Source organism: Bradyrhizobium sp. (assembly GCF_049512235.1).
Classification (GTDB): Bacteria; Pseudomonadota; Alphaproteobacteria; order Rhizobiales; family Xanthobacteraceae; genus Bradyrhizobium.
The window spans coordinates 16649-36130 of the sequence record NZ_JBEKXH010000012.1 but is presented as its reverse complement, the minus strand read 5'-3'; the positions used below and the strand labels follow the sequence as shown (position 1 = coordinate 36130).

Annotated in this window: 14 protein-coding genes; 4 read left to right on the top strand and 10 right to left on the bottom strand. The window is 61.6% G+C overall.

Going from position 1 to position 19482, the window contains the following annotated elements; translation table 11 throughout:
• Positions 1-819 (bottom strand): FecR domain-containing protein (locus tag ABSG20_RS02325; protein WP_423862865.1); only part of this gene is annotated, 819 nt, incomplete at its 3' end.
• Between the two features lie 370 nt (positions 820-1189).
• A complete protein-coding gene (locus tag ABSG20_RS02320; protein WP_423862864.1) occupies positions 1190-1951 on the bottom strand; it encodes a DUF2147 domain-containing protein in 762 nt (253 codons plus the stop codon).
• A 484-nt stretch (positions 1952-2435) separates the two neighbouring features.
• On the opposite strand from ABSG20_RS02320, the gene ABSG20_RS02315 reads away from it, so the two are divergent.
• The 3 genes from ABSG20_RS02315 (at position 2436) to ABSG20_RS02305 (ending at position 4505) form a co-directional block, all read left to right on the top strand.
• The gene (locus tag ABSG20_RS02315) at positions 2436-3611 is read left to right on the top strand and encodes an extensin-like domain-containing protein (RefSeq protein ID WP_423862863.1); all 1176 of its coding nucleotides are present in this window, start codon (positions 2436-2438) and stop codon (positions 3609-3611) included.
• A gap of 229 nt (positions 3612-3840) precedes the next feature.
• Positions 3841-4101 carry an antitoxin gene (locus tag ABSG20_RS02310; RefSeq protein ID WP_423862862.1) on the top strand — a complete coding sequence of 87 codons (261 nt, stop codon included), beginning with the start codon at positions 3841-3843 and terminating at the stop codon, positions 4099-4101.
• Entirely contained in the window at positions 4098-4505 is a 408-nt protein-coding gene (locus ABSG20_RS02305; RefSeq protein ID WP_423862861.1) for a PIN domain-containing protein, read from the top strand. The genes ABSG20_RS02310 and ABSG20_RS02305 overlap by 4 nt, the downstream gene beginning before the upstream one ends.
• A gap of 66 nt (positions 4506-4571) precedes the next feature.
• Here ABSG20_RS02305 and ABSG20_RS02300 read toward each other — a convergent pair whose 3' ends face one another.
• The 4 genes from ABSG20_RS02300 to ABSG20_RS02285 form a co-directional block, all read right to left on the bottom strand.
• Positions 4572-5087, bottom strand: a complete 516-nt coding sequence (locus ABSG20_RS02300) for a GrpB family protein (RefSeq protein ID WP_423862860.1) — start codon at positions 5085-5087, stop codon at positions 4572-4574.
• A gap of 61 nt (positions 5088-5148) precedes the next feature.
• A complete protein-coding gene (locus ABSG20_RS02295) occupies positions 5149-5856 on the bottom strand; it encodes a GntR family transcriptional regulator (RefSeq protein WP_423862859.1) in 708 nt (235 codons plus the stop codon).
• A gap of 455 nt (positions 5857-6311) precedes the next feature.
• Entirely contained in the window at positions 6312-7052 is a 741-nt protein-coding gene (locus ABSG20_RS02290) for a GntR family transcriptional regulator (RefSeq protein ID WP_423862858.1), read from the bottom strand.
• A 252-nt stretch (positions 7053-7304) separates the two neighbouring features.
• Positions 7305-8081, bottom strand: coding sequence for a MauE/DoxX family redox-associated membrane protein (locus ABSG20_RS02285; protein ID WP_423862857.1), 777 nt, complete (start codon positions 8079-8081; stop codon positions 7305-7307).
• Positions 8082-8604: 523 nt separating this feature from the next.
• Between ABSG20_RS02285 and ABSG20_RS02280 the strand changes: the two genes are divergently transcribed.
• Positions 8605-9384, top strand: coding sequence for a GntR family transcriptional regulator (locus ABSG20_RS02280; RefSeq protein ID WP_423862856.1), 780 nt, complete (start codon positions 8605-8607; stop codon positions 9382-9384).
• 114 nt (positions 9385-9498) lie between these two features.
• On the opposite strand, the gene ABSG20_RS02275 is transcribed toward ABSG20_RS02280, so the two are convergent.
• The 4 genes from ABSG20_RS02275 to ABSG20_RS02260 form a co-directional block, all read right to left on the bottom strand.
• Positions 9499-11538 (bottom strand): hybrid sensor histidine kinase/response regulator, encoded by a 2040-nt coding sequence (locus ABSG20_RS02275; protein ID WP_423862855.1) that lies wholly within the window; start codon positions 11536-11538, stop codon positions 9499-9501.
• Positions 11539-12080: 542 nt separating this feature from the next.
• Positions 12081-15203, bottom strand: a complete 3123-nt coding sequence (locus ABSG20_RS02270) for an efflux RND transporter permease subunit (RefSeq protein WP_423862854.1) — start codon at positions 15201-15203, stop codon at positions 12081-12083.
• Complete coding sequence (locus ABSG20_RS02265) at positions 15200-16375, bottom strand: efflux RND transporter periplasmic adaptor subunit (RefSeq protein ID WP_423862853.1); 1176 nt, start codon at positions 16373-16375, stop codon at positions 15200-15202. The genes ABSG20_RS02270 and ABSG20_RS02265 overlap by 4 nt, the downstream gene beginning before the upstream one ends.
• 1044 nt (positions 16376-17419) lie before the next feature.
• Complete coding sequence (locus tag ABSG20_RS02260) at positions 17420-18991, bottom strand: class I SAM-dependent methyltransferase (RefSeq protein ID WP_423862852.1); 1572 nt, start codon at positions 18989-18991, stop codon at positions 17420-17422.
• Between the last annotated feature and the right edge of the window lie 491 nt (positions 18992-19482).

Genomic DNA, 19482 nt, shown 5'->3' with positions numbered 1-19482 from the left:
CCGCTCCGTGACGATCTGGCGGCCGACGCTCTGCGCGGCGTGGACCTGACGCACGATACCCTGGTCGCGCCGCACCTCGCTCGCCGAGATCACAAGCGGCTGCGCGGTCACGCGCCCGCCGGTCCCGGGACGGATCGCAAACCCGCTGGCGGCCTGCGTCAGCGAACCGAGTCGGATACCATCGCGGCTGTTGACCTCGATCTGCCCGACCCGTCCGTCCGGATCGGGATAGAGCTTGATCGCGACATTGTTCGCCCTGGTCGCCGAGGCGCCTTCCGGCACCTCAATCAGGCCGGTGGTGCCGCGAATGCCGAGCGTTGCGGTCGGCGTCGATATGCGCATGTCGCCGGTCTTGGCGACGGCGGCGGCAACAAAGGCCACCGCGCCCTTGGCGACGTCGAACAGCGCGCCGTTTTTCTGGCCGCCATCCTCATAGACGAAGAAGTCGACGGTGATCTGCGCGTTGGCGGTGAGATGGAAGGTGGTGGCGTCGTTGAAGGTGACGCCGAGCGTGGAATTCGCCGCGGTCTGCAACACGTCATTCTCGAAGATATCATCCTTGAGCTGGAGCAGCGTCGAGGCGTTGTTGCGGGTAACGGTGGCGCTGCCGGTCAGCGTCGCGACGTTTCCGATCGGCTCGGCGGCGGCCGCGGGCGCAGGCGAGGGCGCAGCGGCAGGAGCTGGCGCTTGAGCGGGTGCCGGCGCGGGTTGGGTCTGGGCCAGCTTGGCCGGACCGGAAATTGCGTCCGACATGACCGGAGCTGGCCCAGCTTCGATGGCAGAGCGCATCGCCATCGCGTGGGTCGTGCCGGCCAGCATCAAGCAGCTCAGAAGCGAGGCCGCAGCGAATGAAAGTCGATGGAGCCCCACAAAAAAATCCTGACAAAGACAACAAGGGAATGGTGAGCGGCAGAGTTGGGCCGCGCGGGCTGAATATGGGATGAATGTGGTCGGTCTTGTTGCCCGTGACCGCCAAACGGTCAAGCCGCGCGAGCCGCGGGACATGGCGCTCGGGCACGGCGTTCGCCGGCCGCCGCTGGAGCATCTTCCAATGCAGTAACCTCATCCTTCGCGAGGCGGCCAAGTGCCACGCTCCCTCGGGATGAGGTCGTTGAAACCCTCGTGGCAGGAGCGTGGCACCAGCGCACGTCTCGAACCATGAGACGACGGGATGCGCAACTGCGAAGGTTCAGCTGACGCGGCTCCAGGTCTGGCCGCCGCAGAACAGGCCGCCGAAGGCGCAGCCTTGAACCCGCAGCGCGTTCGGTCCCTTCATCGCGATCGTGGAGTCGTAATTCCTGCCACTGTCGGGATCGTGAATCCGGCCGGTCCATTTCGCATCTGACGGCTTCATATTGATGAGGATTTTTTCGCCGCTGCTGACGGCATATCCGCAAAGGCTTTGCCCGCAGGCCTCGATGCGAACCATTCCCTTTTGTTCTTCCGTCGCCCATGTGCCGAGCGGCGTCGCCGGCGCGGGCGCGGCGGCCACCGGGGTCTGCGTCGGCGCGGCGGCCACCGGGGTATGAACCGGCGCGGCGGACGAATTCGCAAGCGGAGCTGATGGGGCGACATTGTCCCGAACCGGCGGCGGCGAGGCCCGGGAGTCGCTCACGGTCGCGGGGGGTGGGGCGCTGCCGGCCGGATCGACCGGTGCCTGCGGCGCGGCCGCCTGGTCGACCGGCGCGGCCGTGGATTTTGGTGCCGGCTGATCGGCGCGCGGCGCGGCATCGTCATCGTCGAAAGGGTTGCTGGCGAATTTGGTGCGCTTGAAGCCGAAATCGGCGGCGGAAAGACCGGGCGCCGAAATCTGCAGGCACGACAGCTCCTGGCAATGGCTCGGCGCCTCGATGTGGACCTTCTTGCCGTTGATCTCGAAGGATATCGAATTGCCGGCGTGGGCGGCCGTGGTGGCCAGCATCAGCGCTGCGAAGATGGTGAGCTTTTTCACGAGAGCCTCCTGGAACGGGGTTGCCTTGGTGATCCCGACCCTAGGCCCGGCCAGCGCCTGTTTCCGTGACGCGCATCACATTTGGCGGCCAGAGCTCATGGCGACGATTGGCGACATCACCGGAGAGGACTGCTCGAATTTTCAAGTGGGATCAAAAAGCGCCCGGCGGCTGGAATAGTCCAGCGCCGGGCAAGGTTAGGAATCCTGTGTTCTCAGAACATGCCGAGCACGATGGCCCCGACAAAGGCGAAGGCGAGATATGCTGCGACAACGCTCAATTGGCTGATAAGGGGAGCCATTGATGTCATTGGAAGGTCTCTCCGTTTTGCGTATCTGCCCGTGCGCAGAGAATAGCGAAATAACGCCGGCGGAAAAAGTCAGCGCTGCTGTCGCTCGTCTTCCCGCTGGAATCGGAAGCGTGGTTAAAGATTAGTAAAATCAACGCGTTGAGGACTCCTTAAATATATTAGTCGAAGCTTCGCGGATGACGCGCGGAGTTTGTTTGTATCTCGTCGGCTCCTTCGTCCTTGTCTCGCTTTCGGGTTGCGGCCACGGATTTTTTCAGTCCGAGGAGCGCGAACCGTGGCGGGCCGAGGCCGAAATTGCATGCCTGAAGTCTGGTGCGGTGAAAGAAGGCCCCGATCTGGTCCGGATCGACCCGATTTCGGGCCCCGGCATTTGCGGCGCCGAGTTTCCGCTCAAGGTCGCAGCGCTAGGCGAAAGCCTGGGCAGCTTCGGCTTTGCCGATGAGGATCTGCGGCCGCCCGCCGGCATCGGCAATCAGCCGCGCTGGCCGATGTCGCGACCGCCCCCGTTATCGCCTTATTCCGACGACGCCTTGCGCCAACCCTCCTATGGCAGCGCGCCGAATGGCCCGATATCATTGACCGCCCCGGGCGTCGCGCCCGAGCCGGATGAAATCGATCTGCCGCCGGAAGGGACGACTGAAACGAGGGAGCCGGGCGCCCGCGGTCCCTATCGGCCGGCGCAGGCCTATCCGCCGCCACCCGAGGCGGTGACCGGGCCGCCCCCCGCGCCGCTATCGCCGGGCAATTCGGTCGCCGCGGTCGGACTGGTGGCCGTAAGACCGGCGGCGACACTGGCCTGTCCGATCGTCTCGGTGCTCGATCGCTGGCTGGCGGATTCCGTGCAGCCTGCGGCACAGCGCTGGTTCGGCACCCGCGTCGTCGAGATCAGGCAGATCTCGGCCTATTCCTGCCGCGGCATGAACGGCGATTCGCGCGCCCATATTTCCGAGCATGCCTTCGGCAATGCGCTTGATATCGCCGCCTTCACGCTCGCCGACGGCCGCCGCATCTCCATCAAGGATGGCTGGCACGGTTTGCCGGAAGAACAAGGCTTTCTCCGTGACGTGCAGGCCACAGCCTGCCAGCACTTCACCACCGTACTGGCGCCGGGCTCCAACGCCTATCACACCGATCACATCCATGTCGATCTGATGCGCCGTGCCAACCGGCCCATCATTTGCCAGCCGTCGGCTATGTCCGGCGAGGAAGTCGCCGCCCGCGCCGCGGGCCGCAACCCCTATGCGTCGCGGGAGGCCAGCGTGACGGGATCGCTCGGCGGCCGGTCACAACCGCATCGGCACAAGACCATCGAAGACAAGATCAACGAGGAAGATGAGTTCGAGGACGAGTAGGGGGAACCACAGTACTCCGTGCTCAGCTGAGTGTGCGCAGGCTCTAAGACCCTGTTGCGCTACGCAGAGACGACCGGCATCACCTTTCGTGGGCGACCCTCAGCCGCTTGACGCGTGCCGGAAAATTTCGTGGTTGACGATGCGGCCAGCGCTGCTGGACGAATTGACAGAGACGCTGGTGGCGTGATAGATATCTAAGGTGTCTATCAGATTTCGGATTAGTCCGCTCGTGAGCGCCACAGCCAAACTGTTCATGCACGGGCGTAGCCAGGCTGTGCGCCTGCCCAAGGAGTTCCGTTTCGACGGCACCGAGGTGCGGGTCAGCAAAGTCGGTAACAAGGTGATCCTTGAGCCGATGGAGAAGCCGCAGATCGACTTCGACAAGTTCTGGGCTGAACTCGACGCGCTCGGGGCAAGGGATTTCCTGCCAGACGGCATCCCGCACGATCCGCCGGCTGAACCCGATCCGCGAATCTTCTTAGACGAATGATCTGCCTCGACACCAACATCGTGATCTGGATCGTGAACGGACGCAGTTCGTCGCTGCGGCACCGGCTCGAAGAACAGGTGCGCGCGGGCACACAGGTAGCGTTGCCGGTGATCGCGCTGTTTGAAATGCGCTACGGGTTCGCCAAGAGCGACCGGCGCGAGCGCAGCGAAGGCCTGCTGCAAAAATTCCTTGGTCTGGGCGTTGACGTCCTGCCCTTCGAGCCCGAAGACGCCGCGCACGCCGGCCAAATCCGCGCCGAACTCGAAACCGCCGGCACGCCGATCGGCCCTTATGATTACATGATAGCCGCCCAGGCCCGCCGCCGCGGCGCGGCGCTGGTGACGCTCAACCGGCGCGAATTCGACCGCGTACCGGGGATGATCGTTGTGAACTGGACGGCGTGATGGATGCGGCGCCGCTCGTCAAAGTGAAGAGGCGGGTTACGGCTTCGCCTCCAACCCGCCTACGGGCTACTTGAGAGCCTTTCGCATCACACTTTCGACGTAGGCAGATTTGGCGTCGGTATAAGCCTCGCGATCTGTCTGATGTTCGACGGCAAGTCTTCTTTTGAGCCGCTCGTAGGTCTGAGCTTCCTGTGGATGAGCGCGCAAATAGTCCCTGAACGTCAAGCGCTGCCACATCTCTCCATGTGGCTCCGTGACATGTATATGATGGGAGCGCTTTGAACCAAAGGGCGGCATCCCCTTAACGAAGAACATTCGATTCTTCTTCGGATTGTCGGCCCAATAGACGTAATCGAGCTCTCGAAGCACTTCGACAAAAGGCTCCTGCGCGGCAGCCAATGACCGCACCGCGATCAGGATATCTATGATAGTCTTGGCAGACAGGCCGGGAATCGCAGTGCTTCCGAAATGCTCGAGCCCCACGATAAGCGATGGATCAAGGACCGCCCGCAACCGCCTGGCCTCTTCGTCGAACAAGAGGGGCCATCGGGGATCGTAATCGACGATCTCGACTTCATCCATGTCGTTCGTTCCATGGCCCGGCTGAACGTCCACTCGCTTTCGTCGCAGAGTGGCGGGCTCGCTAAACTTGTCTCCGTCGTCCCCCGGCTTCCGCAGAGGCCTCGATGAGCGCGCGCAGTATCTCGACGCGGTGCCGCATGTAGCGTCGCGTGACCGCGGAGCACATGTCGGCATTTTTCGTCTCCAGTGCCAGAAGTATCTGCTTCTGCTCTTCAACAGCCATTTTCCACCCGGGCAAATTGGTGCCGGCCCGCAACGGCAGCCGCAATTGTGCGTGGAGAAGCTGGTGCAGATCGATCAGTTTGCGGTTGGCGGCGATCTCAAGGATCGAATTGCGCATAGCGGTATCGGCATCCATATACGACGAGACATCACCCGACTCGAAACAATCGACGCACCGCCGGTGGAGCGATTGCAATTTCTTCAATGCATCATCATCGATCACGGCGCACGCCGTCTCCCCGGCCAGCACTTCGAGCGCACTGAGAATGGGGATCAATTCGTCGACCCGTTCCCAGCTGGGCGGCGCGACGATCGCGCTCCTGTTCGGCGACAGAAGTATCAGCCCCTCGACGGCCAGCACCTTGAGCGCCTCACGCAGCGGCGTCCGAGAAACGCCGAACCGGCGACATAATTTGGCGACCGAGATGCGGCTTCCGGCACGCAACTGGCCGCTGCAGATCATGTCTCGCAGATGCCCAATGAGCTCATCGGGCAAGGTCCTGCGGACTGTGCGAGCGTCAATCGCCTTCTCGGCGGTCGAAGTCATTGGGCAGAAGTCCCTTGCTCGTTCCGAACCCGCACGCAATGGAAACGACCAAAGCAGCAACGTTTGAGCGATCATCGGCGCGCACGTTCATCAACAACATTCAAATCTTAGTGCCAAACCTTGATGATGTCGTGTCTTTGTCTGGTCGCCGACTGGGCGCGCCGAATCGCGCTGACGAAAGTTGGATACGGATTTGGGCGCTCCGGCGCACTCTCAAGAGAGATCAACGAAATAGTCTAATCGAATGTCAAAGGAAAATGCCGACATGACAACTGCCGCCTTGCGGGCATAGACGTCGCCCGGCAAGCTTTTCGTGTGGCGTCAGGTATCGAGAGGGAAGCGATTCACGGCGATTGCTGAAGTTCGCCCAGATCCGTACAATGCGGTAGTAAGCATTGGCTATCAACCGGCGTGGCAAACCTCGACGCTGCCAGTCGTGCCAGCCCTCCCCATGCCTAGACCAGATCCGGCACCACGCGAATCCGCCGCTTGGTCTGGTCCGTGGCGGCATTGATGAGGGCCCGCAGGATCGCGACGCGGTGCCGAATGTACTGGCGCGAGACCAGAGAGCACATGTCCGCGTTCTTCGTCTCCAGCGCTACCAGGATCCGGTTCTGATCCTCAACAGCCGTGCTCCATTCGGGCAGCGCATTGCCGGCGAGCATCGGAAGCCGCAATTGCGCATGGAGCAGGTCGTGGATCTCGGCAAGTTTGCGGTTGCCGGCGATCTGGAAGATCAGGTCACGCAGGGCGGTGTCGGCTTCCATATAGGGCGAAACCTCACGCGATTCGAAACACCACACACAGCGCTGGTGCAGCAGGCGAAGGCTCCTCAATCCTTCGTCATCGACGCGCGCGCACGCCAGCTCCCCCGCGAGCACCTCCAGCGCGCTGATAATGGGAATCAATTCTTCGATCCGTTCGCAACTGGGCCGCGCGACGGTGGCACTCCTGTTCGGCAACAAGATCACCAGACCCTCGACGGCCAGCACCTTGAGCGCCTCGCGGATCGGCGTCCGCGAAACACCGAAGCGTCGGCAAAGGCCGATGACCGAGATCCGGCTTCCAGCCCGGAGTTGGCCGCTGTGAATCATATCGCGCAGACGCCCGACGAGTTCATCGGGCAGGGTCCTGCGCGCAATCGGAGACTCGATCGACTTTCTGGCGATCGAAGATGGCCTGAGAGTGAGCGTCATTTTGGCAAAATCCCTGTTGCTCGACCCGATTCCGCGGCCTGACCGCGTCGATCGGATTTTTTTTGGGCGCCATCGCGGCCGGCATTCGCCGCGCTTGGTCATCGCCCACAATGTCGCTTTGGTTTGGTCACAAAAGGTGATGATGTAATGGCCCTGCCGCGACAAAGGTTGGGCGCCCGGCTGATAATGTCGAATAGTTGGATACGGGATCGGTTTGCCCACGACAGCCTTCACGCTTTTTCCATCGGGCCTTTACAATCCGGCCCGCGACAACGGTCTGCTGCGCACGAAACGTCGCCGGCGGGCGGAAAACTGCGACCTGGTCGGAGCAATCGGGCGCGCGGCCATCGGCGGAAGCGCCGGCATTTGCGTCCCGCGCGCCGCCCGGGTCCCCCGACGAATGAACTTGCCCCGCAGGGTCATTATGCTCGCTGCGATTCCGAGTACGATGAAGATAGCCGCGGCTTGGAACCGAAGACGCTGCGGTCCCTCCGCCATCGCGCAAACGGGTAGCTGCGAGGCCACCACCGCGAGTCCAGCCAAGCCGAGATTGCGCGCCATCAGTCCCCAGCTCAATGACAGTGCGGAACCGGGCCCGAAGCAGTCGCAGATGATGTCACGCAGGCCGCGCAGCAGATTGATCATGACCGCGACGGCGAAGCCTGCGAGCAGCGCACTCGTTGCCAGCATCGGCCACGGCCTTGATATGTCCAGGATCAGACCAGCGGCGAGCGCAAGTTCCACGGCCGGCAGGAACCGGCAGACGAATGGAATGAGTGGCGGCGGCAGCAGACAATAATTTCTGAGCACAAGAGCGAACCAGATGGGTTGGGACAGCTTCTGATAACTGCGCCGCGCCAGCATCAGACTGAACGCCGTCGACAGGTTGAGGCGTATCAATTCGATCTGCCATAACTGCATATCTTGGAACTCCTCTGGTGGAAGCGTCGAGCAACAGCGGGTGCCAGACCGGAGTGCAACGCAGCTCCGTATACGCGCATGACGACTTGCGACCGCGTCGCGCTTCATCTCATCGATCATTTCGACACCGAACTAGAGTTCGGGGATCACATTGTGGTTCGTCCGCGTTCGCGAGATGGCGTCGTGCAGCCGAAGGCGCGATCCTGGATAAGAGATTCAGGATTCCTCGATGCGCGGGACGAGAAGCTCTTGATCGAAGGCGGAGATTGGATTTCAGCGGCCGCCCGGCGCCACTATAAATTGCGCTTTCACGGCAGCCATTGCGAATAGTCGCAGCGACTGCCTGGCTTCGCGCCTTGGCGAATGCGCGACTTTTAGGCGCGGGTTTGCGACACAGCGACGCATGCATGGGCATGTGCGACTAAAGAAACTCGCCTGTATCCACCTACGCCACCGGCCGTTGACATGGATCAAGGCTGGCTGCCCGGGGATTTCCGAATCCAAATCCTATCGCGGGCCATTTGAGCCCTCACAGATGTTGCTGTCGAAAACGTGAACGTGCCGACGCGACCATTCAAAGCCCTGCCGAGACCAATGACCCGGTATTGGGGCTTAGTGAACTGGAGTTTTCATGAATTATTGCAAAGACGATCTGGATCTCGAGATCTCAGTCGTGAACAATCCAGGCCCCAGTAAGCGCGCGACCGAGCGCCAGGCGTTGCCTGACGAACTGGCCAGATATCTTCGCGATATGATCATCGGCGGCGAGTTGCGGCCGGGCCATCGCGTTAACACGCCACGGCTATGCAGCCGGTTCGGCGTCTCTCGCACCCCGCTTCGCGAGGCCTTGAAGATGCTTGCCGCTGAAGGCCTGGTCCAGCTTCGGCCGAACCGGAGCGCGGTGATCCAGCGGGTCTCCGGTGACATGATCAACGAACTGGTTCCGATTGTCGGTTGTCTCGAGGCCCTGGCCGGGCGGATTGCGTGCCAGCGAATCGACGCCGCCACCCTGGGCGATGTGGAGGCCATGTATCATCACCTTCTTAGCTGCTTGGATCAGCGCGACGAGAGGTCCTTTATCGAGGCCGATAAAGCCATCCTGCGCACCATTCTTACGGTGGCAGGCAATGCAACACTGAGCAGATTGCTCGAAACACTCATGATAAAGCTGCGCTGGCAGACCGCATACCATCATGCTCAGCACGAATGGGACCGGACGGTGGAGTTGCAGAAGCAGTCGCGTCATGCCTTGCAGATCCGGGATGGCGATTTGTGGGCACTGGTGGCGCAAAGTTACGTCCTGCACCGCGCGACCCTGCTGCTCCGCGACATCGACGGCACGGCGGGCGCGAAATCGCGGCGTCCGAGGCCGAGATCGCGCTTGTCCTCCATGGTCAGGCCGCGAGGATAGTAGTCCCCGCTGTATCGAGATAACTGATCCGTCCGGCCGTTGGCGATGAGCCGGGGCGCGGGCACGGTCGATTGATGCCGATGGCGATGCAGACCAAGCGTTCGGAGCGGCGCGTCAGCGGCGTTGATCGGCTGAATTCCGTCTATTGATCTCGCGCTTCAGGGCCTGCCGGACTTTACGGGCCAGCGCATCACGTGTGTAGGGTTTGGGAAGAAGATCGACGCCGGCGTCCAGCCGTCCGCCGTGGACGATGGCGTTTTCGGTATAGCCCGAGGTAAACAGCACGGCCATGTCGGGCAGCCGCTCTTGCGCCTTGCGCGCCAGTTCCGGGCTCCGCAACTCTCCGGGCATGACGACATCGGTGAAGAGTAGATCGATAGCGTGGCCATTTTCAACAATCTTCAATGCGTCAGTCGCATCGCGCGCGCCGAGAGCGCGATAGCCGAGATCAGTCAACATCTCCACGGCGGTCGCACGGACCTCGTCATCGTCTTCCACGACGAGAATCGTTTCGGTCCCCCCGATTGATGCCTCCGGATCGGGAGCCGTTACAGCGTCTTCTTTGAGGGTACAGCGCGGCAGATACAGCTTGACGGTCGTTCCATGGCCAATCTCGCTATAGATCTTGATATGTCCGAACGACTGCTTCACGAAGCCGTAGACCATCGAAAGGCCGAGTCCGGTTCCGTGGCCTTCCGGCTTGGTCGAAAAGAACGGCTCGAAGACCTGCGCGGCCACCTCGCTGGTCATGCCGCAGCCGGTGTCGGTGACAGCAAGCAAGACGTACTGGCCGGGCGTTACATCGCCATGGAGTTTTGCATAGCCATCGTCGAGCAACACGTTGCCGGTTTCGATTGTCAGCTTGCCGGCACCGTTCATGGCGTCGCGTGCATTGATCGCGAGATTTACGATCGCATTCTCCAGATTGGCCGGATCGATCAGCGTATTCCACAAGCCGCCCGCACCGATGGTCTCGATCTCGATGGTTTCACCGAGCGTCCGCCGCAGCAACTCGTCCATCCCGGCGACGAGCCGGCCGATGTTGACCACCCTTGGCTCCAGCGCCTGTCTGCGGCCAAAAGCGAGCAGCTGGCTTGCGAGCTTGGCTCCGCGGTTGACGGCGAGGCGCGCATTGGCGACGCGGCGCTCGGCGTGCTCATTGCCGACGATATCCTTGGCGAGCAGCTGCAGATTGCCGGAGATGACCTGGAGAAGGTTGTTGAAATCGTGTGCCACGCCACCGGTGAGCTGGCCGATCGCCTCCATTTTCTGAGCTTGCCGGAGGTGGGCCTGGGTCTCCGCGAAGGCGCGCTCGCGAAGTTTCTCCTCGGTGATGTCACGGGCCACGCAATAGATGAACTCGCCCGATGGAGCTGCGGTCCACGAGACATGCCGCCACGATCCGTCCTTGTGGCGGTGCCGGCTTTCAAAACCCGGCAGCGCTTCGCGCCCGGCCCGCTCGATTGCGGCATACGTCCGGCCGACATCGTCGGGCTCAATGAAGGCGTCAAAGCGATTGCCGATCAGCTCCTCCGCGGTATAGCCGAGCGTCCGCGTCCAGGCCGGATTGACGGCGCGATAGATCCCCTGCCGGTCGACCACCAACAGCATGTCCTTGGAAACCCGCCATATCTCGTCGCGTTCGCGGGCGCGCGCGGCAACCTGCGCTTCCAGGGTCCGGTTGAGCTCCCGCAAGGCGTCTTCCGCACGCTTGCGGTCGGTGGTCTCAACTGCGGTAACCAGCACTCCTCCGACGCCGGTGGGCGAGGTCTCGTCAGGAATCGGACTGTAGCAGACGGTAAAATGCGCGGTCTCCCATGTCTGGCCGCGCCGTTGAATTGTGAGAGGACGATCCTCCGAAAAAACTGCCGCGCTTTTTCCGCAAAGGATATCTTCGTGAAGCGGGAGCAGTTCGGCCTGCACTTCCGGCCAGGCCTCGCGAAATGGCCGGCCCAGCGCCCACGGATGTTTGTCGGCCAGGATAGGCTTGTATCCGTCGTTGTAAATCAGCGTGAAATCCGGCCCCCACCGCACAGCCATGGGAAAGCCGGACGCGCACGCGATACTAACGATAAGCCGCAGCGCCGGCGACCAGTTTTCCGACGCGCCGACCGCCGTCGCCGACCAATCGTGCGAGCCGATGAGACCCACCATCTCGTTTGTTGGCGGGCGCGATCCAAGGCGCCTTGGATCATGGGATGTATTGTATTCCATCCTTCTGCTGTTCCTGCTCGGCTCTATTTAATCCTTCGCCCCGAAGGACGGATTGCAATTTTATAACGTGTGAAAAACGCGTGTCGAGGGTCAGGTGGGTCCAGGAAACGATTGGTCAGATGAGTGCGTCCGCACCTTAGGCCGTCCTATTCGCGAGACCTAAGGCGTCTATCGCAACTTCGGCGGAATTGGCTTGCACCACCTTGCATCCGTACTGTTCGAGATAGTCGGTGGCGACGTTCGACACGCCGGGATGATCCTCGACCACAACCTTATCGAATGCGGCTGCGCGGTCGTCATTTCCGGCGGCCCACCCTAACCTAATGGGAACGCAGTCTATCGCAAATAATTGAAGGAAGGGAATATTTGCGGGCGCGTCCCGATCCCTTCCTTCGGGTTCCAATGTCGAACACCGGACAAACAATTCGGCAATGTCGCAAACGCAGTTTGCACCGGGGATGTCGACGCAACGATGAAGATGGTCAGCGGGCGGCAGGTTCGGGCTTTGCCATCTCCTTCTTTTGCATGCGCGAACGCTGTCGTCCCAGCAGCCCCGCGACGCGATCGAGATAGAGATAAACCACCGGCGTGGTGTAGAGCGTCAGGAGCTGGGACAGCAACAGTCCTCCCACGATCGTGTAGCCCAGCGGCTGGCGCAGTTCGGCGCCGTTGCCGGTACCGAGCATCAGCGGCATGCCGCCAAGCAGCGCGGCCATCGTCGTCATCAGGATCGGTCGGAAACGCAAGGTGCAGGCGCGATAGATCGACTGCTCCGGATCCAGCGCATCTTCGCGCTCCGCCTGAAGTGCGAAATCGACCAGCATGATGCCGTTCTTCTTGACGATGCCGATCAGCAGGATGATGCCGATGATGGCAATCACGCTGAGATCGAGATGTGCCGCCATCAGGATCAGCAGGGCGCCGATGCCCGCCGATGGCAGCGTCGACAGGATGGTGATCGGGTGGATCGTGCTCTCATAGAGGATGCCGAGGATGATGTAGATCACCACCAGCGACGCGGCGATCAGCAGCGGCGTAGAGGCAAGCGAGGCCTGGAATGCCTGGGCATTGCCCTGAAAGCTGGTTGCGACGGAAGCCGGCTTGCCGCTCTGCTTCTCGAACTGCCGGATGGCATCGACGGCATCGCCCAGCGCCACATTCGGTTTCAGGTTGAAGGATATCGTCGCCGAGGGGAACATTCCCTGATGGTTGATGACAATGGGAGCCGGCTTGATGCTGCTGTTCACCAGCGTGCTGAGCGGCACCTCCTGGTTTGTCGACGAATTGACATAGATATCCTTGAGCGCCTCCGGGCCATATTGGAATTCGGGCGCGACCTCGAGCACTACATGATACTGATTGAGCTCGGTGTACATGGTGGTGACGATGCGCTGGCCGAACGCGTCGTCGAGCGTATTGTCGATCGTGGAAGGCAGGATGCCGAAGCTCGAGGCGACCTCGCGGTTGGTGGTCACGTTGAGCATGGGGCCGGCGTTCTCCTGGTCGGTGGCAACGTCGGTGATCTCGGTCATGGTCTTCAGCTTGTTCAGGAAAATCTCGCTCCAATGGTCGAGCTCCCGTGAATCGGCATCGTACAGCGTGTACTGGTATTGCGTCTTTGCGATGCGGGCGCCGATCGTGATGTCCTGCGCCGGCTGCAAATAGAGTCTCGCCCCCTGGACCCTTGCGAGCTGCGGCTTCAGGCGCTCGATCACGGCGCTGGCGCTGATCCCGCGTTGCGCGAGCGGCTTCAGAACGACGAAGCCGCGCCCCTGATTGAGGGTCGGCGTCGACCCGCCAGGTCCCATGAAATCACTGACGGATTCGACCGCCGGATCCTCCAGGACGATATTCATCAGGGCCTGCTGGCGCTCCACCATGGCGGGAAAGGAGATGTCCTGCGCGGCCTCGGCGATGCCGAACAGCATGCCGGTGTCCTGCAGCGGGAAAAAGCCCTTCGGGATGATGAAATAGAGATAGCCAGTGAGCACGACGGTGCCCAGCATCACCATCAGCGTCGCAACGCGATGGCGCAGGGCGACCTTCAAGGTGCGCGCGTAGAAATTCACCAGCGCGTCGAAGCCGCGTTCGGACAGCTGGTAGAGCCGGCCGTGCCTGGCGTGCCGCTGGTCCGAGAGCAGGCGCGCGCACATCATCGGCGTCAACGTCAGCGAGATCAGCAGCGACAGGACCAGCGCCACGCTGACCGCGATGGCGAACTCGCGGAATATCCGTCCCACATAGCCACTCATCAGGAACAGCGGAATGAATACCGCGATCAGCGACAGGGTGATGGAAACGATGGTGAAGCCGATCTCGCGCGAACCGTTCAACGCGGCCTGCATCGGGCTTTCGCCCTTTTCGAGATGACGCACGATGTTCTCGATCACGACGACAGCGTCGTCGACGACAAAGCCCACGGCGATGGTCAGGGCCATCAGCGACAGGTTGTCGAGGCTGTAACCGGCCTCGTAGAGAACGGCAAAGGTGCCGATCAGCGACAAGGGCACCGTCACGGCCGGAATCACGGTCGCCCAGAAATTTCGCAGGAAGATGAAGATCACCATGACGACCAGCGCGATCGTCAGGATCAACGTAAAGCGCACGTCGGAGACCGATGCCCGGATGGTGGCGGTTCGATCGGATGCGATCGAGACCTTGATCGCCGGGGGGATGGACGCCTCCAATTGCGGCAGCAGCGCCTTGATGTTGTCGACGGTCGATATCACGTTGGCGCCAGGCACGCGCATGATGGACAGGATGATCGCGCGCTGCTTGTTGTACCATCCCGCCAGCAGGTTGTTCTCGGGCGCCTCGATGGCCTGCCCGACGTCACGGATGCGCACGGCGGCCCCATTGCGATAGGCGATGATCAGATTGTCGTAGGCGTCCGGCTTCAACAGCTGATCGTTGGTGTTGAGCGTGAAGGTCTGCCGCGGGCTGTTCAGCGTGCCCTTGGGCAGATCGACATTGGCCCCGCTGAGCACGTTTCGGACATCCTCGAGGCTGAGGCCGCGGGATGCCAGCGCCTGTGGATTGACCTGAACGCGGATCGCCGGTTTCTGCTGGCCGCCGATGCCGACCTGTCCGACCCCGGAGATCTGCGAGATCTTCGGCAGCAGGATGTTTTCGGCATAGGCGTCGACGGTGGTCAGGGGCAGCGTGTCGGAGGTCAGCGCGAGCAGGATGATCGGAGTGTCCGCCGGGTTCACCTTCCGTATCGTCGGCGGATACGGCATGTTGGTCGGCAGATAGGGGCTCGCGGCGTTGATCGCCGCCAGCACGTCGACCGCCGCACTATCGACGCTACGGCTCAGCTCGAACTGAGCCGTCATCTGGACGAAGCCCAGCGCGCTGGATGATGTAAGTTGGGTCAATCCCGGGATTTGGCTCAGCTGCTGTTCGAGCGGCGTTGCGACCGATGACGCCATGGTCTGCGGATCGGCGCCCGGCAATTGCGCACTGATGGAAATGGTCGGATAATCGACGTTGGGAAGCGCCGAGACCGGCAACAACGTATAGGACGCAAGTCCGCATAGCAGAAGTCCCACCATCAACAGGGACGTGGCGACAGGTCGCTGGATAAAGGGCGCGGAAAGGTTCACGGGATCGCCTGCTGGACCGCGCTCTGCATGTTGGCTTCTTCCGCGGCCTTGCCGTGCAGCTCCCTGACGAGGGTGCCCGGCTGCAACTTGTATTGTCCGTCGACCACGACCGTCTCGTCGGGCTTCAGCCCGGAATCGATCAGCGCCTGCCCTTCGCTGATCTGCGCGACATGAACGGGTTCAAGCGCGACCTTCTGGTCGGGCCCGACGACGTAGACGTAGGAACCCTTGGGGCCCTGCTGTACCGCGCCTGCCGCGATCGTCAGCCCGTTGGGCTCGGTCTTGAGCAGGAGGCGCGCGTTGACGAGCTCTCCGGGCCACAACAGGCGCTGGGCGTTGGGAAACGTGGCGCGCAGGCGGATCGTTCCGGTGGTCTGGTTGATCTGGTTGTCGATCAACAGAAGGTCGCCTTCATCGAGCCTGGTCTTGTCGTCCTGGCTGTAGGCGAAGACCTTTACCGGCCCCTTGGCCATCTCTTGCTGGATTTCGACGAAGGTGACTTCGGGCAGCGTGAAGATCAGCGAGATCGGCTGGATCTGGGTCAGGTCGACCAATCCGTTGGTGTCGGTTGGATGAATGATGTTGCCTTCATCGATCTGCCGGATGCCGGTGACGCCGTCGATCGGCGCGGTCAGCCTGGTATAGCCGAGGCTGACGCGCGCTTTCTCGATCACCGCCTCGTCGGCCTTCACCGTCGCGTCGAGCTGGGCGACCTGGGCCTTCTGGGTGTCGACCAGTTGCCCGGTCGCAAAGCCCTTGGCCTGCAATGGCACATAGCGGTCGAGATTGGCCTGGGCGTTGACGCCCTGGGCTTTGTCGCGATCGCGATTGGCGATCGCTTGGTCGAGTTGGGCCTGATAGGGACGCGGATCGATTTCGGCAAGAAGGTCGCCCTTGTGGACGGTCTGCCCTTGCTGAAAACTGACCTTGATCAAGGGACCGGTGATCTGGCTGCGCACCACGACGTTATTGAACGCGATCACCGTGCCGACACCGCGCAAGTATATCGGCACGGGGCCGCTCTTCACGACATCGGCGACGACGGGAGTTGGCTCCGGTGGGACAGCCTCTTCCTTGTTCGGCTCTGCCCGCGACTGGTGCCAGTAGACGAGCCCGCCCACGGCGCCCGCCGCCAACAGCGCGAATGCAATCATGGACCTGGTACGCAGCATTCGGCGAAGCCCCGAAAGAGACGGTCTAGCAACCGCCTGGAGAAACCACCCCGGTAGAATTGGCTGAGTTGCTGACGCCTGCCGTTTGGGTGCAGGGCGCCACGGAGATGCTTGGAACGGGAATAGTCTGGCTTTCGCCGGGTGTCCCGAGGTCGGTGGCTCCGAGCGGTACGCCGGAGCTGGCTGTTGATCCGACCATCGACCCCGCGTCAGCTCCGCTCAAGCTTGGCGACGCTGACGCTGTTGCGGAGGAGCTATTTGTGCCGGCTGTACTGCATCCTGTAGAGGCGGACATCCCGCCTCCATCAAATGAGGTATTTGAACTCGGACACGGCATTGTCAGCGGGCTGATCCCCGGTTGAGCAAGCTCGGTTGCGCCCAGGGGAATGTTGCCCACGGATGCGCTGGAGGATGATTCGGAGGCCTGGGTTCCGAGCGGGGAAGTAGCGCCCATAGAAGGCGTTGAACTCGTTTGCGCAGAGGCGGCGGCGCCGCTTATCCAGATCATCGCAGCCAGGGTACAAGCGCGTCGCATCGATTTCTCTCGCATCGTGAGGGCTCAGGCACATATTTCAAAACCCCTTGGTGTCGAGCGAGTTCCCCCCAGACTTCATGGGCCGGTTCATGGGGGCGCGTTGCACTGCGCCGGAATTCGGCGCTTCGACCGTGCGATTTTCCATCGATTTTACAGCGTTTTTCGGCTTGGACGCGCGCGTCGGCCGACCAGCCTTCACTTACCTAACCAAAATTTCATCGATGAAAGAAGCTGTGAACGAGCCTGTGATCAGGATCGATGCCGGCCGTCCGATGTCAACTTCACGCTGAATTGTCAACGCGAAGCCCTGTTGTAGGAACGCGTTAGGGGAATTGGGGATTTCCCGTCCATTGCCGAAAGTGTTGATCCAAGGGGCGCATAAGGCAAGCCGGAGCCACAGGCTGGCGATATCCGCGGCAAGGCAAATTTGGATGTTGTCGCTCTACCCATCCTCAAATGGTCGGTTTCAGTCTCGCGATCTTCTTTGCTCGCCGCAGTGGCGTCACCTGTTACGGACCTAGCCGTTCGGCATTGGCGACGACCGTTTGCCGAATCGGCGCCATCGCAGCGGACTGCGCTCCGAATGCCCAGATTCCCATCGCAATCCAGCTCGATGCCGCACGAGCCAACCACGCGCGCGCGAACGTGCTTTGGACCTGTGCCAGGGCCGCCGGGCTGGAACAGCCGGTCATCGCTATCGTGCCACGTGCGGCCGTCATGACTTCGTCGGATGCGAAGCGCATCATTTGCCGGTTGGCTTGGCCGGACTGCCTCAGCATGATCATTCCGGCGGTCGAGAAAGCCTCGACCTTCTCCGGAACCATCCGCGAGAACTCGGCGCGATCCGCCCGTAGGGGATTGAAGGTTGCCGCCATCCCCAGCTTCACGCGCTTGGCAATGACTTTAGTCGTGGCAAAGGCGATGTCGCCGCTGCACCTGGCGTTTTGCGTGGCCGCGGCCAAGAAGCCGCCCATCGCGTCCATGGTGGAGTCATGGTCATTCATAGAGGTCATTTTTGGCTTTCTACGTGTTCTGAAATGCGGACTCTCTTCCTCGAGGGCGAAATCCGATGCAATCTCGCAAGCCGTGACCGTCGTCATCGATTGGCCGACGGCTTTTGCGATCTTGACGTGCACGAGGCAGGGAACTCCGTGGCGGGCAACCGGGATCTGGTTCGTCATTTCTGCGAACAGGCGCGGTAGACCTCGCGGACTTTGGTAGGAAAGGAACGCGACAGTAGCCACACGGGGGTGCCAGCGCCGCAAGGTCGGCTCAACTTCGTCGCGGTTGATCCCCCACGGCATCGACGGGAGGCGGTAACTTGCGGTTTGGCGCAGCCCCGCCAGCGTCAAATGCGAAAACCAGCGCGGGATGGCGTCGAACACGAGTTCCGAGCCCGGGAATCGATCGGCGATGCCAGCGAAAAGTTGACGTACTCGCTCAGGCGCGAGGTACATCAGCAGTCCCTGAGCGACGACGAAAACGCCGCACGAGGGGTCGACCGCGTCCATCCAAACAGGGTCGAGCGCACTCGCTGCGATGTGGCGGAAACGATGGGTCGGTGCAAGAAAGAGCTCCCGAAGCCGGATGGCGTCGGGCAGGTCCACAGACAGCCAGCGCATCCGGCCGTTGTCAACGCGCCGCCGCTGCGTTTCGAGGCCCTCCCCGAGGGAGACAACGATTCCCTCCGGATGATGCTCGAGCCACGACCGTAATGCCCGGTCGATTTCCGCCGCGCGTGCAGCGAGCAAGCCCAAGGGATCGCCGAAATGGCGCACGAAGTCATAGTTGATCGCCGATTGGATATGCAAGCTCTCGGGATCGACGAGTACGCCGTCGGGTCTTATGGCCTCGCTTGCGCGATTGTGCAGCGACCAAAGCATCGTTTCGGAGACGCCAGCGAGGTCGGGCACGATGCCATCGCGCGGCTCTGTTTCTTTCCGGTCACGGCGCGGCGCCTTTCCGGGTGCGACCTGCTCTGGGACGGTCGAAACGCCGAGAACTGCGTGTTCAGGACGACATCCCTTGTCGACGATATTGATATTTTCCGTCTCGCAGCGCGCCGTAGCCGGTGTATCCACAGTCGCTTCCTCTTTAGTGGAGGTCGGTGAAGAAATCGGTGAGCGGGTCAAATGCTTTCGCAAAAAATCTCATCTGCGTCATCGCCGCCGGCGGAATCCGCAATAACCACCGCCGCCGAGGACGCAACCTATGAGCTGGTGGATGGTTCCGGCTATGGACTGCATCAGCTCTCGTTTGGTTTTGCGCGCGCTGTAATCTTTCCGGAGCCGGCAAGCAAAGTCTGTGCTGTTTTGACCATAGCAGATGAAATACGATCGAGCGGCAGAACTCGGGCGTGTCGCAGCACGTTCCGAAAAAGCCACCCTAATGCCGCTCTTCAATTCGAGCCTAACGATCGTGCGTCGGGCGATCATTATTGATCGCTTCAGGGGCCCTTTGAATGCCGCAGCCATTCACGCCGCGCGGCAACATTATTCCGTAGGTTGGCGGGCAGTCACGATGGCAAGTGTAATCCATCGCGCAATCGAGGAAGAGCCAAACGAAGTACGAC

Bases quoted from the DNA above. Each gene is read 5' to 3' on its own strand.
- ABSG20_RS02315 (WP_423862863.1), top strand. From the start codon at position 2,436: ATGACGCGCGGAGTTTGTTTGTATCTCGTCGGCTCCTTCGTCCTTGTC.
- ABSG20_RS02305 (WP_423862861.1), top strand. From the start codon at position 4,098: ATGATCTGCCTCGACACCAACATCGTGATCTGGATCGTGAACGGACGC.
- ABSG20_RS02300 (WP_423862860.1), bottom strand. From the start codon at position 5,087: ATGGATGAAGTCGAGATCGTCGATTACGATCCCCGATGGCCCCTCTTG.
- ABSG20_RS02295 (WP_423862859.1), bottom strand. From the start codon at position 5,856: ATGACTTCGACCGCCGAGAAGGCGATTGACGCTCGCACAGTCCGCAGG.
- ABSG20_RS02290 (WP_423862858.1), bottom strand. From the start codon at position 7,052: ATGACGCTCACTCTCAGGCCATCTTCGATCGCCAGAAAGTCGATCGAG.
- ABSG20_RS02285 (WP_423862857.1), bottom strand. From the start codon at position 8,081: ATGAAGCGCGACGCGGTCGCAAGTCGTCATGCGCGTATACGGAGCTGC.
- ABSG20_RS02280 (WP_423862856.1), top strand. From the start codon at position 8,605: ATGAATTATTGCAAAGACGATCTGGATCTCGAGATCTCAGTCGTGAAC.
- ABSG20_RS02275 (WP_423862855.1), bottom strand. From the start codon at position 11,538: ATGGTGGGTCTCATCGGCTCGCACGATTGGTCGGCGACGGCGGTCGGC.
- ABSG20_RS02265 (WP_423862853.1), bottom strand. From the start codon at position 16,375: ATGCTGCGTACCAGGTCCATGATTGCATTCGCGCTGTTGGCGGCGGGC.